Genomic DNA, 15,788 nt, shown 5'->3' on the forward strand with positions numbered 1-15,788 from the left:
AGGCACCACGGCGTTCCCATCTCCGGCCCGGCGTCCTTGGCTGCGAAAAGCCGCCGGTCTATGATGGGAAACATCTAACCTTTCCAGGTTGCGAATCCATGAAGTTTACCATGTCATGGGGCGATGTTCGCCTTTGCGCGAGAATATCCGGCAGGCAGAGCGAAGCCGCCAGTCAAAACCATGACAGCGCGGCTTTCCGCTGTGAGCACGCGGCCGCGGCAAAGACAGGATAATCGCCATCACGACACGACTTAGACGTTTTCTCGCATCACGAGATCCTGCGCGGCGTCAACGACGACGTTCCCCGTTCCCATCCCGGCAGGCGCCTTGCCAGAAGCAGGCTACGCTGTCACAGTCCCCCGCGCCGCAACTCTGTTATAATGACAGCAGCAGGAATCACAGCCGATCACGAGGTAGGTCATGCCGCACAACGAGCCGCACGAAGAAGAAGCCCCCCGCATCCGGCAGATGATCATCGAGGACCTGCCGGAGGTGTTCCACATCGGGGAGGAGGTCTTCACCGCGGAATATTCGCAAAGCCTCTACCGCACCTGGGATGAATACGAGATCACCACGCTGTTCAACTCGGACAACGAGCTCTGCATCGTGGCCGAGCACGAGGACCGCATCTTGGGATTCGCCCTGGGCACCACCGTCAAGAAGCACCATTCGCCCTGGAAGTACGGTTACCTGGTCTGGCTCGGGGTGCGCCGCGAGCTGCAGAAGCTGCAGGTGGGCGCCCGCCTCTTCAAGGAACTGAAAAGGCGCTTCAAGGAACAGGGGGTACGCATGATCATCATCGACACCTCGGCCGACAACGAGCCGGCCATCCGGTTCTTCAAGAAGCACGGGTTCGACAACGTGCAGGAACACCTCTACATGACGCTCAACCTCTCCAAGCGGCACAAGAAAAAGCCGGTGAAAAAGCCATGAGCCGCCGGCTCGAAGAGGTCATGGCCGCCATCGACCCGGTCCGGCTCAAGGGGACCCTCACCGACCTGCTCGACATCTACTCCCCGTCGGGGAAGGAGGAGGACATCCAGCTCTACCTGGAGGACCTCCTCTCCCGGGCCGGCTTCTCGGTGCAGCGCCAGGAGGTCGAGGAGGAGCGCTACAACCTGCGCGTCACCATGGGGGAGGATGAACCAAGGCTCTACCTGGTGGGGCACGTGGACACGGTTCCCGCCTGGGACCTGGAGGAGTTCGGCGCGCGCGAGGAGGGGGAGGTGATACGGGGGCTGGGGAGCGCCGACATGAAGGGGGGGTGCGCCGCCATGCTGGAGACCTGGCTCGCCCTGGCGCAGGCGCTGAAACCGGAGGGTCGCCCGAGCGTTGGCCTTCTCCTGGTGGTGGGCGAGGAGGAAAACGGTGACGGCAGCGCCGCCTTCTTGCAGGAGGCGCACGCTCCCTGGGCGGTGATCGGGGAGCCCACCAGCCTCTCCGCCTGCTTCGCCCACTTCGGCTACCTGGAGGCGGGCTTCGTGACCCGGGGGGTGCGGAGCCACTCATCGCTGCCGGAACTTGGGCACAACGCGGTGGAATCGATGCTGCGCGTACTGTTGCATCTTGGCAAGGACGCGCTCTTCAAGCGGGGCGAGTCGGAGATCGTCTACTCGATCAGGGAGATGCGCTCCTCGCAGAAGGGGTTCGTGGTGCCGGACCGCTGCGAGGCGTGGATCGACCTGCACCTCCCCCCGGAACGCGACCCCGACACCGTGGAGCAGTCGATCCGCCGCATCGTCGCGGGCGCCGGCCAGTTCATCCCCGGGCTCGACCTCTCGGTCGCCTTCGACTTCGCCTCCGCCGGTTACAACCTCGGGACCGACAACCCGCTGGCGCGCATCCTGGAGCAGACCTACCAGCGCCTCGGGCTCACCCTGAAGTTCGAGGCCTTCCGGTCACACTCCGACGGCAACCTGTTCCACGCGGCCGGGTGCCGGCCGCTCATCCTGGGACCGGGCGCGCTGGAAATCTCCCACACGCCGGAGGAGCAGGTCAACTTTGCGGAGGTGCTGGCAGCGGCGAGGATCTACGCGGCGCTCTGCCTGGGGATGGACCAGTACGCGGGGCTCACGCTGGAGCGCAGGGGATCGCTCAACTGCTTCGACCGGCAGGCGAGCTGGGTGGGGTGCAGATCGTAACGGGGCGGGGCTACATGCCGTAGCTGTTGCTCATCCCCTTGTGGCAGCGCCTGCAGTCGTTCATGGGGAAGGCCACCAGCATGTGACAGGCGCCGCAGAAGTTGCCGTAGATGTTGGTGTCCATGGTGAAGGCGGTGGTCGACTTCACCTTGATGTTGAAGATGTCGGGGTGGCAGCTGGAGCAGTCCAGCTCGGCGAAATGTTCCTGGTGGGAGAAGCTCACGTCGCTTCTGGGCGAAGCGGTGCCCAGCTTGAGCGGCTGTTTCAGCTTCTCGGGGAAGGGAATGGTGATCTCGGGCCCTATCGAATTGGTGGGGCGGATGCTTCCGTCGCGGTAGGCGGCGGCCCAGTCGATGCCGTTGCCGAAGCTCGCCAGCGGCAGTCCCTCGGCGAACGCCTCGAAACGCTTGTCGAGCTCGGTGGTGTTCTCCATGTGGCAACGGCGGCACTGGCCGTCGGCCTTCTGCACGCCGAAGGCGACGGTTCCGTTGTGACAGACGCCGCAGAATTTCCCCTTGGTGTACAGGGCGCGGGTGATGCCGGTATCGCCGCGCTTCATCCCGAAGTTGAGTTCCAGGTGGCAGACCCGGCAGGTGTAGTTCTTGCGGTGCACCCAGTGCGGGAAGATCACCGGCGCCATGCCGGCCTCCCGGGTACGCGTGCGCATGGTGACGTTGCCGAACCTGGCGAAGGGGCCGTTGGGGGGAATGGTCTTCAGCACCTTGGCCAGTTCGCTGCGGTCCATGGCGGCCCCGCCGGAACTCATGGCGAGCACCAGGGCCGACACCGCCACCGCGCGCAACAACATCCTCATCCCCTTGCGTGATCCCCCCGAATCCATCCCGGCACTCCCCCCACCCCGAGCGGTACTACTTGCCCTGGTTGTTCTGCTTGTACTCCAGCATGTACGCGTACAGGTTGCGGCACAGCGAAAGCCGCTTCAGGTAGACCTTGCGCACCGATTCCTCCTGGGTCTCGATCACCTTCTGCAGCGCGTCGCACTTGGCCAAAAGGTCGCGCAGTTCCTGGACCGACATGGTCATGGCCTGGTTGCTCTTGGAGCAGGTATCGTCGAAGCTCGCCTGCCAGGCCTCCTCGGCCCACAGTGGCTGCGCTAGGGCGAGCGCCAACAGGGCCGCCGCGATCACGCCTTTCACGTTATTAATCCTCATGGCTCTCCCCTAGACCGCCTTGGAATGGCAGCGCTTGCAGTCGCTCTGCGGGAAAGCGACCTTGTCGTGGCAGACGCCGCAGTACTTGCCGTCGAAAAGGTCGATCATGGAGTACTTGGTGGCCCCCTTCTTGATCCCCACGAAGATGTCGGGGTGGCAGACCTCGCAGCCGTTCCAGACGGTGTGCTTGGCATGGGAGAAGATGATGTCCGGCATCCCCTCCACCTTCCCCTTGAGGGCGAAGTCCTTCTGCACCTTCATCGAGCTCTTCTTGAAGGAGACCCCCTCCAGGGAGTCGATCAGCTTCAACTGGCCGGTCTCCTCGGCCTTCTCCCAGTTGATGCCGTTGCCGAAGGTCTCGCGCGGCATCTTCTCCTGGAAGCGGTAGAACGCCTCCTCCTTGGCCGGGTCCTTCTCCAGGGCGTGGCACTTGACGCAGCGCTTGTACTCCTCCCTGGTGTAGCTGGTGGCGCAGGAGTCGAAGATCTTCACCTTGTTGATGGTGGACGAGCCGTTATGGCAGGCGCCGCAGAAAAAGCGCTTGCCGTTGTCGGCGGCGCGGATCTGGGTAGAATTGGCGGTCATGCCGAAGCCGATGTCGACATGGCACAGGCGGCAGGTGTAGTTCTTGCGGTGCACCCAGTGGTCGAAGACGACCGGCGCCATCCCGGCCTGCTGGGAATAGTTGCTGATGGTCACGCTCCCGAAATCCTGCGGCAGAGGCTTCTTTTTCTTGGTCCCGGCCCCCCAAAGCGCGCCGGCCCCACAAAGAAGGATCAGACTTACCAGAAAAAGTCTCTTCATAGCACTCCCTCCCGGTCATCCCTGACAGCTGGGAAGACATGATTATCATCAGTAAATGTGAATAATCTATTTCAATTGCTTCAGTATGACAAGCTTATTTTATTGTCTCCTGATGAAAAAAGTCACACAGTCAACCCGCATCCTGTGAGGGAGTGTGACCGGGCTCACCGAAAAGCCGCATGGCGCTTGCCTTCACGGAAAGTTGTGGGGTAAGCTCCACCATCATCTCACCCAGAAGGCGGTACACCGTGTTTCGAGTTTTACCCTCCGTTCTCGCGACAACCCTGATGCTGTTGCTGTGGCCCCCCCTCTCCTCCCGCGCCGAGATCGTGAAAACGGGCGCGCAGGTCCTGAGCGAGCAGGGGTTCCTGCCGCTGCGTGGAAAACAGTTCGCACTGATCACCAACCAGTCCGCCATGGTGGGGGACACCCACCTCCTCGCGCTGATGGAGCAAAAGGGGGTGCGCCCCGCGCTGATCTTCTCCCCCGAGCACGGCCTCAAGGGGAACGCCGAGGACGGCGTCAAGCTGGCCGACGACGCCTCCTCCCCCATCCCGGTGAAGAGCCTGTACGGCGCCAGCAGGAAGCCGCGTCCGGAGGACCTCGAGGGGATCGACCTGGTGGTGTTCGACATCCAGGACGCCGGCGCGCGCTTCTACACCTACATTTCCACCATGGGACTTGCCATGCAGGCGGCGGCCCAGGCCGGCATCCCGTTCCTGGTGCTGGACCGCCCCAACCCGCTCGGGGGCGACTACGTGGCCGGCTTCGTGAGGGAGCAGATCGCCGGGAGCTTCACCTCGCTCTATCCCATCCCGCAGGCCCACGGCCTGACCGTGGGTGAACTGGCCGGGATGATCAAGGGAGAGGCGATGCTGCCGGACCTGGACAAGCTCGACCTGCAGGTGGTGCGCATGCAAGGGTGGCAACGGGAGATGCGCTGGCCCGACACGGGGCTCCCCTGGGTGGCGACGAGCCCCAACCTGGCCGCCATCGAGTCGGTGCTGCTCTACCCGGGCACCGGGCTCTTGGAGGGTACCGGCGCCTCGGAAGGTCGCGGCAGCACGAGGCCCTTCCAGATCGCGGGGTGGCCCGGCATCGACGCCAAGGCACTGGCCCTGCGCCTGAACGAGGAGCACCTCCCGGGACTGCATTTCGAGCCGCTGCTGTTCACCCCGATCCGGCTCCCCGGCATCTCCAGCGCGCCCAAGTACCGCGACCGCGAGGTGGCCGGCGTGAGCATCGAGATCACCGACTACCGCAAGGTGATGCCCGTGCAGACGGGGGTGGCCCTGCTCGCCGCGCTGCAGGCGGCGCTCCCGGAGAAAGCCCGGCCCATCTTCCTTCGCGGCGGCATCGACGACATGGCGGGCTCGCCGCAGATGCGCAAGGGGCTGCAGGCGGGCGAGACCGAGGCGGCCATCGAGGCGCGCTGGACGCCAGGGGTGAAACGTTTCCTGGAGCAGCGCAAGCCCTACCTGCTCTACTGATTTCCCCTCAGCCCCGGCTTTGTCCGGCCCTCCCCCTCCCTTGACGGGCCTGCGCGCAGTAGCGCTTCGGTCCGCAGGCGGGAGGGGGAACAAGCCCCCCTACCCTTTCGCCTCCTGGCTACTCTTCAACCTCCCCAAACGCACCTGAAGTTACCTGCACTAACCAAAAAAGAAGGGGTACCCTCTCAGGTACCCCCCGGTGCGACTTTCATCGGTATCGGCCGCCAAAGGCACCGATCACATGGCAGAAGGGATACTGCGCCTCGAGCGCCATTCTGGCGCCGGTGCCGGCCCTAGCCCGGCCTGGCGCACTTCTGTGCCCGGCGTCCCTTCCATGTCAACGCTGACTCCTTTATCGCCAGGGCACCCCACTACTTGAGGGATTTCTGCTCAGCATCCTTCTCTTCTGGATCAGCCGCCCCCCAAAAGGCACCAAACAGGGCCGGCTGCGGTTTCCTGTTCAAAAAGTTCTCAATTTATCGGGGCTATCTGCCGATATGTTTCGCGACAGAAACAGTGAGGCGACGGCGCCTTGAATGAGGAAATGCACATGATCCATAAAAACAGGTTGTCCTTTCAAACGAAGATTCTCCTATTGGTGCTGGTGAGCTGCTGTGTACTGGGGGCCCCCACCGGTCTGACCGTGATGAAGCAGTTCTTTGACCTCACCACCAGGTTCAACGAGTCCTACCGCGAGTCCCTCTATGCCAACTCCGACCTGATGGCCAAGGCCGAGGTGCAGACCGCGGTCAGCCTGCTGCAGGAGATCAGCGACCGCCAGCAAAAGGGCGAGATCACCGTGGATGAGGCGAAGAAGCAGGGGGCCGACCTGCTCCGTGGACTCAAGTTCGGCAAGGACGGCTACTTCTGGGCCGACACCTCCGACGGCACCAACGTGGTCCTTTTGGGCAAACCCGCCGAGGGTAAAAACCGCATGGACCTCCAGGACGCCAAGGGGAAATACCTGATCCGGGAGATCATCAAGAACGGGAAGCAGCCCGGCGGCGGTTTCACCGACTACCATTTCCCTCGGCCGGGGAGCGACGCGCCGGTCGCCAAGCGCAGCTACTCCCTCTACTTCGCGCCGTTTGATTGGGTGGTCGGCACCGGCGCCTACGTCGACGATCTCGACCTCCAGGTGCAAAAGGCCGCTGACGCCAACAAGCAGTTGATCCTCAAGGACGTCTATCTCGTGGTGGTGCTCACCGTGGTGATCCTGGCGGCCATCTGCCTGGTGGCGGTCCTGGTGGTGCGCAGACTGATCGCCCATATCGGCACCGAGCCGGAGGAGTTGGAGGAGATCGCCCAGCAGGTGGCGGCGGGCGACCTCACCGTGCGGCTCGAGTCCGGGAGGACCGGCATCTACGAGGCCATGCGCCGCATGGTCGAGGGGCTGAGGGAGGTGATGGAAAAGGTCAACCGCAGCGCGCTCGACGTTTCGGCCGCCGCCGGCGAACTCAACGCCAACGCCCGGCGCATGGCCGACGACGCCGGCGCGGTGGTGAACCAGGCCGAGACCGTGGCGGTGGCCAGCGAGGAGATGTCCTGTACCAGCAACGACATCTCGCGGAACTGCCACCTGGCCGCCGGCAGCTCAGGACGGGCCAGCAGCTCGGCGCAAAGCGGCGCCGCCATCGTGAAGGAAACCGTTCAGGGGATGAACAAGATTGCCGATCACGTGCGCAATTCGGCGGGGGTCGTGGAGCAGTTGGGGACCCGCAGCGACCAGATTGGCGAGATCGTGGCGACCATCGAGGACATAGCGGATCAGACCAACCTGCTGGCGCTCAACGCCGCCATCGAGGCCGCCCGCGCAGGCGAGCAGGGGCGCGGTTTCGCGGTGGTCGCCGACGAGGTCCGGGCCTTGGCCGAGCGGACCACCAAGGCGACCCGCGAGATCGGCACCATGATCAAGAACATCCAGCAGGAGACCAAGCTGGCCGTGCGGGCCATGGAGGAGGGGGTCGAGGAGGTTGCGCGCGGTACCGGTGAGGCCGCCCGTTCCGGCGAGGCGTTGGAGGACATCCTGACCCAGATCAACGACGTGGCCAGCCAGATCAACCAGATCGTGACCGCGGCGGAGGAGCAGACGGCGACCACCCAGGAGATCACCAACAACATCCAGCAGATCTCCGGGACCGTGCAGCAAAGCGCGCGGGGTTCGCAGGAGATTTCCGCCGCCTCCGAGCGGCTCTCCAAGCTCTCGGGCGAAATGCAGGAAATGGTGCAGCGCTTCAGGCTGTAGTTGCAGGCTTCACCGGGCCGGTCCGACCGGTCCGACTGGTCCGACTGGTCCGACTGGTCCGACTGGTCCGACTGGTCCGACTGGTCCGACTGGTCGACCTTTTCCCCACCTTTGCATTGGCATCGCTGCTAAGTCGTGTATCATATCGGCTATGCCAAACGCCAACCTTGACACAGATTCCCACCTCCACATCGAAGAGAACGTACCGCTCGCGCCTTTCACTTCCTTCCGCATCGGCGGCCCGGCCCGCTTCCTGATCGGCGCCCAGAACCTCCGGCAACTCAAGGGGGCTCTGCGCTTCGCTCACAAGCTGAACCTCCCCTTCTGCATCCTGGGCGGCGGCAGCAACCTCCTCATCAGCGACGACGGCTTCCCCGGGGTCTCCATACGACTGCTCATGGACCGGGTCACGTTGTCGGGCGGCATGGTCCAGGTGCAGGGGGGCTTCGACCTGACCACCCTGGTGCACCGCACGGTGGGCTGGGGACTGTCGGGACTCGAGTCGCTGGCCGGCATCCCGGGTACGGTGGGAGGCGCGGTGCGGGGCAACGCCGGGGCCTACGGCGGCGCCATCGGCGACGTCCTGGCCACCGTCTCCGCCCTGGATGCCACCACGCTCCAGACGGTGACGCTGCGCCACGACCAATGCGCCTTCGGCTACCGCGACAGCCGCTTCAAACGCGAACCGGGCCTCATCGTAACAGGGGCGCTGCTGGCGCTCACCCCGGGCAACCCTGATGACATCCGAACCAAGGTGGCGGAAACCCTGGCGAAGAGGGAGGCGAAACAGCTCTCCTGCGACCGGAGCGCCGGCTCGTTCTTCATGAACCCCAAGGTCACCGACCCCGGCCTGATCAGGAGGTTCGAGGAGGACCAGGGCGTGCGCTGCCGGGAGTGCCGCATCCCCGCCGGCTGGCTCATCGACCAGGCGGGACTGCGCAGCCTGAGCGTCGGGGGAGCGGCGGTGAGCCACCGACACGCCAATTACCTGGTGAACACGGGGACGGCGACGGCGGCCGAGATGGTGGAACTGGCGCGACTGGTACGAAGGGAAGTTCGGCTGAAACTGGGGGTCGTGCTCAAGGAGGAGGTGAGCACGCTGGGGGTGGTCATCTAGCGGGCGAGGCCACACACCTGAACTCTGCCAGGGCGCGCTCCAGCGCCCCGAACAGTGCCGGCAGCCCCGGCCGTTCCTGCTCCCGCTGCGCCGCCTCCTCCATTTTGAGCGCCACGGCCCGCATCACCTCGGCGCCGATACTGGCGGCGGCGCCCTTGATGCTGTGGGCCTGCAGGCGTACCTCGGCATAGTCCTCCGCCTCGAGCGCCTGCCGCAGAAGCTTCATCAGCTTATCGGTGCTGTCCAGGTACTTCTGCACGAACATCTCCACGAACTCCGCATCACCCAGCCGCTGTACCAGCCCATCGCGATCGAAGATCGGCACCTCCACCTCTTCCGTCTCCCCCACCTGCTCCGGCCCGCCCGGCTCTTTCGAGGCCTTTTCCTGGCACGGCGCTCCCCCGTGCTGTTCCGGCGGATTCACCCGCACCTGCGCGCCCTGGGTCGAGTTTTCGCCGGGGCCCGCAGCGGTAACGCCTTCCGGGAGGGTGGTGGCCCGTTCCGGGATATAGCGCAGCAGCACCTCCGCCAGTTGCCTGCAGTCGAAGGGCTTGCTTAGATAATCATCCATTCCCGCCGCGAGGCAGAGCTCGCGATCGCCGGCCAGTGCGTTGGCGGTGAGCGCCACCACCGGCAGGCGACCGCTTCCCGCGCGCTGCTCCCGTTCCCGGATGGCTCGGGTGGCGGCGAAGCCGTCCATGTGCGGCATCTGGCAATCCATGAAGACCAGGTGGTACTTTCCTTCGGCGGAAGCGGCCACAGCCAGTTCACCGTTGGCGACGATGTCCACCCGGCACCTGAGTTGACCCAGCATATGCCGCACCACGTCCTGGTTCACCGGGTTATCCTCCGCCACAAGGATCAGGGCGTCGAAAGCGTACTTCGCCCCTCCTGCCAGCGGGGCCAACTGCTGCGCCAGGCATTCCGGCACGTCCGTGAGCACCTGGAGCCTGACGCTGAACCAGAAGGTGGAGCCGACACCGTACTCGCTGGCAAGCCCCAGTTCCCCGTCCATCAGTTGGGCCAGCTGCCGGGAGATGGCCAGCCCCAGGCCGGTGCCGCCGTAGGTCCTGGTGGTCGAATAGTCCGCCTGGGAGAAGCTCTCGAAAATATGCGCCTGTGCCTCCGGGCGGATGCCGATGCCGGTATCAGCAACCTCGAACCTGAGCCACCCTTCCCCCTGCCCCGCCATGGGGGCCGCCGCCAGCCGGACCTCGCCCCGGCAGGTGAACTTGACCGCGTTGCCCAAGAGGTTCACCAGGATCTGGCGCAGGCGGACCGGGTCCCCCACGACATAACGCGGCAGCGCCGGATCGAGCCGCAACGAGATATCCACCCCCTTGCGCTGCGCCCCCGCCGCGAACATTTCCAGCACCCCGCCGAGGACGTCGTGCAGGTCGAAGGGAGCGGGTTCGAGCTCCATGCGCCCCGCCTCGATCTTGGAGAAATCCAGGATGTCGTTGATGATGGACAAAAGGGATTCACCCGAGTTGCGCACCGCCTCCGCGAAGCGGCGCTGTTCGCCGGCGAGACCGCTTTCCAGCAACACCCCGATCATGCCCAGCACGCCGTTCATCGGGGTACGGATCTCGTGGCTCATGTTGGCCAGGAACTGGGACTTGGCCAGGCTCGCCGCCTCGGCCGCCTCCTTGGAGAGCCGCAACTCGGCCACGGTCTGGTTCAACTCGCGGTTCGCCGCGGAGAGCTGCGCGGTACGGCGCTGCACCTCCCCCTCCAGCTCCTGCCGCTGCGCCTCCAGTTGCTGGTCGCGCTGCTGGATCTGGACCAGCATCTCGTTGAATCCCTCGATCAGGGTTCCCAACTCGTCGTTACCCTGCTTTTGGGCCCGCATCGAATAGTTCTTATCCGCCGATACCGCCTTGATCACCTGGGCAAGGTGCGTGATGGGTGTGGAGATCAGGCGCTGCAAACGCGAAGCGAGGAAGTAAACCAGGAGCAGGGCGCTCAACATCACGCCGGCCACGAGGAGGAAAAACCGCGCCAGCCGATCGGTAAACTCCCGGGGGTCGGACTGCAGCACCACCGTGCCGATCTGCTGGCCGTCCAGCACGATGCTGTGCACGCCATAGATGTTTTCGCCAATGGCCAGGGGGGAACGCGAACGCTGCAGGGTAGCATGGAAGCTGTTCTGGTCGACGCGGAGCCGGTCGCCGGCGATGACGGCGAAAGGGAGGGAACGTACCGGGCTTCCCGGGGCGAGGTAGCGGGCCAGGACCGTGTTGTCCTGCAGCACGATCAGGGCGGTACGGATGTACGGCTTGGCCCGGAGGGCGGCGAGGGTTTCCCCGGCCGCCTGCCGGTCGTTGAAGGCCACCGCGGCCGAGCTGTTGTTGCCGATGATCTCGGCCAGGGCCGTGAGCTCGGTCTGCATCTCGGTCCGGAACCGGTTCGCCTCGTTCACCACGAACGCCGCCGAGACCAACGCCAGCACGACGGCGTTGGTGAAAAGAAGCATGGCGATGAGTTTTCGTCGGATGGAGAGGTCGCGGAGCCGGTTGATCATCTAGTTTCCCGTGGCCGGGGGCGCAGCGCGGGCTGCGGTAATCCCGGAAAGCTTGTAATCCTTAGCTGATTACTCGGCATCGGCCACGAATTCTTTAGCATCAAATGCCACGCCGGTGCAGCATGGCCACCATCCCGATCGAGATCTTCCTGGTGATACTCATCGCTTGCCTCCTTGTCCGCCCCGGCCTCACGGCCCGCGGGGCCTGTAGGTACTACCTGTCCTGTGCTTGCTTTACCGTCGCGTCATGGTAGGGGGTGATGCCGCGTTCCCTCACCGCCACGTGCCCAACCACCGCGATCCCGGCCACAATGACTGCGACGCAGCAAAACCTCGTGGACCTGTTGATCTTCATGAAGGCACCTCCTTTGACATTAATTTTGACCAATAATGGATATCACAGGGGGGATGCTTGTCAACGGCGACGCCAACGCAGGTGCCGCACGGAGAGGCGTGACACGGTTAGCCGGTGTTCCCATGAGAAGGAGCGGTGATCCCATGAGAGATGATGCCAGGAGGAGACCAAGGGAAGAAGCGCTGCGCGGGGAGAGAGCTGCGGAGAAGATGTATGCGAGAAAAAGGCAAAAAAAAAGCCCCGGATCGCTCCGGGACTTTTTTGCAGCGTTGATGAAACCTTAGACGCGGGTCACGTTGGCGGCCTGCAGTCCTTTGGGTCCCTTCACCACTTCGAAGGTGACGCTATCGCCTTCAGCCAGGGATTTGAACCCGTCGCCGGTGATGGCGGAGAAGTGCACGAACACGTCGTCGCCATTCTCCTGCTCGATGAAACCAAACCCCTTGCTGTCGTTGAACCACTTTACTGTACCGTTAACCATTTACTTTTACCTTCTCCATGCTTTCTGCTGTTTTATTCGTCCGGTTCATTCCGGAACTTGGACACCTTAGCAGCTTGCCACTGACAAAGCAAGCGTTTAAATTTCGGCTATTTTTTGGCGCGCAACTTACGGCTTCAAGGGCACCACCGTATCCACACCTGCGATGGTCAATGTGGTGGTCGCCGAACTGTTGGTGGCCAGGTTGCGGACAAAGATCCTCTGCCCTTTAAGGGGGAAAAACTGCTTTACATTGGTGAACAGCGCGAGGTCGGGATCAGTCACGGCGGTGCTGGTGACTTGGTACAAGGCGGCTCCAGAGTTGATGGAATCCTTGATGCTGACCTGCAGGGATCCGGCCACAGCATCAGTGACATCGGCGTGGGTGATCAGCAACCCCCCGTTTTGCGTCGGCGGGGTCGAAAAGGCCCCGAGTTGGACCGATTTCGTGGTGCTGACGAAGTCCGCGCTCACGCCGCCGATGGTGAGCGTGCTGGTGGTCGAGGTCCCGAGCGTGGCAGCGGACTTGTGGGTCACGGTGACCGTGTCGTCGTTTTTCACCGTTCCTGGGCTGCTGGTCGCGGTGCCGCCGTTGATGGCGTACTTGCTGTCGGTCGCGCCGCTGATGCTGATCGGGCTGGAGGCCGCGGTAAGTCCCTTGACCGTGATGGCCTCGGAAGTGACATCGACGCTCATATCGGTGCCGGGCTTCGGCTGGAAGGAGAACTGGTCCGGGGTGATGGGTTCCCTCACGTACTGCGGGAACCAGTCGACCTCGCCGCAGCCGGCGACGGCAACGAGCAGCAACAAGGGGAGCATCCGTAAAAGGGGTCGTAAGAAGAAAAGCTTCATGGCGCGCCTCGCTCGGTAGTTTTGGCAAAGTCCGGATACTACTCAAAGAAAGGTGGGTTGACAAGAGGATTAACGGAGCTGGCGGGAGCTCCCCCAGTCCAGCGAGGAGAGGACCTCGCGCAACGCCGAGAGCTTGTAGGGCTTTTGCACGAAACCGGAGATCCCCTTGCCGAGGAACTTGCCGGAAACCTCGTGCTCGCTGAAGCCGCTGGACATGACCACCTTGACCTTGGCGTCGATGCGGCGCAGTTCCCTGAAGCATTGCTCCCCGTCCATGTGCGGCATGGTCAGGTCGAGCAGCACCAGGACGATGTCGTCGCGGCTGCGGAAGATCTCCACACCTTCCCGCCCGTCCGCCGCCGTCACCACCTCGAAGCCCAGTTCCGCCAGCATTTCGCTGCCGAGAGCCCGGATGGTGTCCTCGTCGTCGATGAGCAGGACCGTCCCGCTGCCACGCCAGGTCGACACCCGCGCGGCGTCCGTCATCCGCGACTCGGCCGGCGCGTCGCCGGCCGGGAGCACCACCTTGAAGGTGCTCCCCTTCCCCGGCTCGCTGTAGACCCGGATGGCGCCCGAGTGGCCGCGCACGATGCCAAGGACCGCCGCCATGCCCAGCCCGCGCCCGGTGAATTTGGTGGTGAAGAAGGGATCGAAGATCTTGCCCATGGTCGCGCGGTCCATGCCGCAACCGGTGTCGGACACCTCCACGTACGCGTAGAGCCCCGGCGGGACGGGATCGGAGAGCCATCCGCCGTCGACGTAGTCCTGGGTGCAGTCCAGGGTGCCGGTCGAGATGGTGATGATGCCGCTCCGGTCGCCGATGGCCTCGGAGGCGTTGATGACCAGGTTCATCAGCACCTGACGGATCTGGGTGGCATCGGCGGTGATCGACGGCAGGGGGCGGCACAGGTGGTAACTGAGCTGCGCCTTCTTGGAGACCGAGACGCTCAGCATGTGCCCCATCTCCTCCACCAGGCGGTTCAGGTCCAGTTCCTCGGTCACGAAATGCCCCTTGCCGGAGTAGGCGAGCATCTGGTGCGCCAGGTCCGAAGCCCTGGCTGCCGCCGTCTCGATACGGCGCAGGTTGTCAATAACGGGGGACTCTGGGCCAAGCCGCATGAGGGCGAGGTCGGTGTTGCCGACGATGACGGTGAGGATGTTGTTGAAATCGTGGGCGATGCCGCCGGCCAGAACGCCGAGGCTCTCCAGCTTCTGGGCGTGCAGCATCTGCTTTTCCAGCTTCAGGCGCTCCTCTTCGGCCCTCCTTCTCTGCGTGATGTCGTGGGCCGACCAGATCACCCGATCGCCGGTCATGGGGGTGACGTTGCCGGTGAACCAGATCTCCTCACCTTCGAGCACCAGGGGATAATCCACCGAGACGGTCCTTCCGGCGGCGAGGGCCTTGCGGATGGTGGAGACGAAGAGATCGGCCAGCTCCTTGGGGAACAGGTCCGGAATCTTCTTGCCCACCAGTTCGTCAGGGGGGCGGTAGAGACGCTTGGTGCCGGTGGGGGCGATCTCCAGGTAGCACCCTTCGGCATCGAGGATGAGGATGACGTCGGTCAGCGAGGCGAAAATGGAACGGAGCTTGTCCTCGGAAGCCTGCAGGGCCTCCTCGGCGTGCTTGCGCTCGATCACCTCGGTCTGCAGCCTCGCGTTGATGGCGGAGAGCTCGCGGGTCCGCTCCTCGACCATGTGTCTCAACACGATGGGCTGGCGCGTGAGCCAGTAGGCGGTGAGGGCGCACAGGGTGCTCAGCAGCAACACCAAGGCGACCTCCCCCAGGATCACCCGCCCCGCGTACCACCCACCCAACGGTTCCACGGAAAGCATCCACTCCCCGTTGGGGAGGGCGATACGCTGGCTCACCGGGCGCTCCAGCGGTCCGCCATGGCTCCAGAAGACATCGAGCACGCCGGTATCGGGCTTGATCCGGCTGATCCGGTAGTTGAGCTCGGGAGTGAGCGTGGTCTGCAGGTGCACCGCGTCGAAGAAGCTCTCCAGGCGGATCATGGCTGCGGTGAAGCCCCAGAACCGTTTCGCCCCGTCAGGCCCCTTGAGGTATACCGGGAGCCGCCCGATGAGCGCGAGCCCCCCCTGGACCAGCTGGAACGGCCCCGCCAGGGTGAGCGAGCCGTGGCGCAGCGCCTCGAGGGCTTCCGTATTGGCGTGGGACTTGTCCAAAAGGTTCAGGCCGATGGCCTTTTCGTTCCCCTGCAACGGAACGATTTCGGTGATGATGCCGCCGGGAGCCAGTTGCAGGGCGGAAAGCCCCGGGTAGAGGTCGAGCATCTCCTTGGCCAGTTCCTGAAAGTTGTCGATACGGCCGTTACCCTGACGGATCACGGCGGCGAGGGCGTAGGTGGAGGAAATGGAGCGGTTCAGGTACTCCTGGATGTCATGGGCCGCGTTGGTGGTGAGGTCGATGACCGCCTGGCGGCGGCTGTCCTGGCGCTTGGTCTCGAACAGCAACATGGTGGAGCCGAAGAGGAACAGGCCGACCAGAAAGGCGAGGAGCGTGACGGTCCAGACCCGGATGTGATCCGAAGGGGGCGAGGGGGGTGACGCGGTGGGCGCATGGTTGTTGTGCGCGTTGTCCATGGGAACTCA

Annotated in this window: 13 protein-coding genes; 5 read left to right on the forward strand and 8 right to left on the reverse strand. The window is 64.1% G+C overall.

The annotated features are described in order from the left end of the window. Nucleotides 1-420 precede the first annotated feature (420 nt). On the forward strand, nt 421-933 hold the full coding sequence (locus KOL99_RS09540) for a GNAT family N-acetyltransferase (RefSeq protein ID WP_216510213.1): 513 nt from the start codon (nt 421-423) through the stop codon (nt 931-933). Next, nucleotides 930-2,141, forward strand: coding sequence for a M20 family metallopeptidase (locus KOL99_RS09545; RefSeq protein WP_216510214.1), 1,212 nt, complete (start codon nt 930-932; stop codon nt 2,139-2,141). The genes KOL99_RS09540 and KOL99_RS09545 overlap by 4 nt, the downstream gene beginning before the upstream one ends. A gap of 10 nt (nt 2,142-2,151) precedes the next feature. On the opposite strand, the gene KOL99_RS09550 is transcribed toward KOL99_RS09545, so the two are convergent. Genes KOL99_RS09550 through KOL99_RS09560 form a run of 3 tightly spaced genes read right to left on the reverse strand, consistent with a single transcriptional unit; the run spans nt 2,152 to nt 4,117 of the window. Beyond that, nucleotides 2,152-2,982, reverse strand: a complete 831-nt coding sequence (locus KOL99_RS09550) for a c(7)-type cytochrome triheme domain-containing protein (protein ID WP_216510215.1) — start codon at nt 2,980-2,982, stop codon at nt 2,152-2,154. 28 nt (nt 2,983-3,010) lie between these two features. Then, on the reverse strand, nt 3,011-3,313 hold the full coding sequence (locus KOL99_RS09555; protein ID WP_216510216.1) for a hypothetical protein: 303 nt from the start codon (nt 3,311-3,313) through the stop codon (nt 3,011-3,013). A gap of 9 nt (nt 3,314-3,322) precedes the next feature. Next, nucleotides 3,323-4,117, reverse strand: a complete 795-nt coding sequence (locus KOL99_RS09560; RefSeq protein ID WP_216510217.1) for a c(7)-type cytochrome triheme domain-containing protein — start codon at nt 4,115-4,117, stop codon at nt 3,323-3,325. Between the two features lie 287 nt (nt 4,118-4,404). On the opposite strand from KOL99_RS09560, the gene KOL99_RS09565 reads away from it, so the two are divergent. The 3 genes from KOL99_RS09565 to murB all read left to right on the forward strand — a co-directional run bounded on the left by KOL99_RS09565 (nt 4,405) and on the right by murB (nt 8,969). Then, entirely contained in the window at nt 4,405-5,607 is a 1,203-nt protein-coding gene (locus KOL99_RS09565; protein ID WP_236025916.1) for an exo-beta-N-acetylmuramidase NamZ family protein, read from the forward strand. 550 nt (nt 5,608-6,157) lie between these two features. After that, the gene (locus KOL99_RS09570) at nt 6,158-7,852 is read left to right on the forward strand and encodes a methyl-accepting chemotaxis protein (RefSeq protein WP_216510219.1); all 1,695 of its coding nucleotides are present in this window, start codon (nt 6,158-6,160) and stop codon (nt 7,850-7,852) included. A gap of 151 nt (nt 7,853-8,003) precedes the next feature. Beyond that, a complete protein-coding gene (murB, locus tag KOL99_RS09575) occupies nt 8,004-8,969 on the forward strand; it encodes a UDP-N-acetylmuramate dehydrogenase (RefSeq protein ID WP_216510220.1) in 966 nt (321 codons plus the stop codon). Here the strand turns inward: murB and KOL99_RS09580 are convergent. From KOL99_RS09580 to KOL99_RS09600, 5 genes are all read right to left on the reverse strand, one after another. Then, nucleotides 8,962-11,493: an ATP-binding protein gene (locus KOL99_RS09580; protein ID WP_216510221.1), complete on the reverse strand. Its 2,532-nt coding sequence runs from the start codon at nt 11,491-11,493 to the stop codon at nt 8,962-8,964. The genes murB and KOL99_RS09580 overlap by 8 nt on opposite strands. Nucleotides 11,494-11,707: 214 nt before the next feature. Beyond that, complete coding sequence (locus KOL99_RS09585; protein WP_216510222.1) at nt 11,708-11,848, reverse strand: hypothetical protein; 141 nt, start codon at nt 11,846-11,848, stop codon at nt 11,708-11,710. Between the two features lie 280 nt (nt 11,849-12,128). Further along, entirely contained in the window at nt 12,129-12,329 is a 201-nt protein-coding gene (locus tag KOL99_RS09590; RefSeq protein ID WP_216510223.1) for a cold-shock protein, read from the reverse strand. Nucleotides 12,330-12,455: 126 nt separating this feature from the next. Further along, on the reverse strand, nt 12,456-13,178 hold the full coding sequence (locus KOL99_RS09595; protein ID WP_216510224.1) for a hypothetical protein: 723 nt from the start codon (nt 13,176-13,178) through the stop codon (nt 12,456-12,458). A 69-nt stretch (nt 13,179-13,247) separates the two neighbouring features. After that, nucleotides 13,248-15,779 (reverse strand): response regulator, encoded by a 2,532-nt coding sequence (locus KOL99_RS09600; RefSeq protein ID WP_216510225.1) that lies wholly within the window; start codon nt 15,777-15,779, stop codon nt 13,248-13,250. Between the last annotated feature and the right edge of the window lie 9 nt (nt 15,780-15,788).

Source organism: Geomonas azotofigens, assembly GCF_018919395.1.
In the GTDB taxonomy this organism is placed as follows: Bacteria; Desulfobacterota; Desulfuromonadia; order Geobacterales; family Geobacteraceae; genus Geomonas; species Geomonas azotofigens.

Coding starts and splice junctions, on each gene's coding strand:
- KOL99_RS09540 (WP_216510213.1), top strand. CDS start 421: ATGCCGCACAACGAGCCGCACGAAGAAGAAGCCCCCCGCATCCGGCAG.
- KOL99_RS09545 (WP_216510214.1), top strand. CDS start 930: ATGAGCCGCCGGCTCGAAGAGGTCATGGCCGCCATCGACCCGGTCCGG.
- KOL99_RS09550 (WP_216510215.1), bottom strand. CDS start 2,982: ATGGATTCGGGGGGATCACGCAAGGGGATGAGGATGTTGTTGCGCGCG.
- KOL99_RS09555 (WP_216510216.1), bottom strand. CDS start 3,313: ATGAGGATTAATAACGTGAAAGGCGTGATCGCGGCGGCCCTGTTGGCG.
- KOL99_RS09560 (WP_216510217.1), bottom strand. CDS start 4,117: ATGAAGAGACTTTTTCTGGTAAGTCTGATCCTTCTTTGTGGGGCCGGC.
- KOL99_RS09565 (WP_236025916.1), top strand. CDS start 4,405: ATGCTGTTGCTGTGGCCCCCCCTCTCCTCCCGCGCCGAGATCGTGAAA.
- KOL99_RS09570 (WP_216510219.1), top strand. CDS start 6,158: ATGATCCATAAAAACAGGTTGTCCTTTCAAACGAAGATTCTCCTATTG.
- murB (WP_216510220.1), top strand. CDS start 8,004: ATGCCAAACGCCAACCTTGACACAGATTCCCACCTCCACATCGAAGAG.
- KOL99_RS09580 (WP_216510221.1), bottom strand. CDS start 11,493: ATGATCAACCGGCTCCGCGACCTCTCCATCCGACGAAAACTCATCGCC.
- KOL99_RS09585 (WP_216510222.1), bottom strand. CDS start 11,848: ATGAAGATCAACAGGTCCACGAGGTTTTGCTGCGTCGCAGTCATTGTG.
- KOL99_RS09590 (WP_216510223.1), bottom strand. CDS start 12,329: ATGGTTAACGGTACAGTAAAGTGGTTCAACGACAGCAAGGGGTTTGGT.
- KOL99_RS09595 (WP_216510224.1), bottom strand. CDS start 13,178: ATGAAGCTTTTCTTCTTACGACCCCTTTTACGGATGCTCCCCTTGTTG.
- KOL99_RS09600 (WP_216510225.1), bottom strand. CDS start 15,779: ATGGACAACGCGCACAACAACCATGCGCCCACCGCGTCACCCCCCTCG.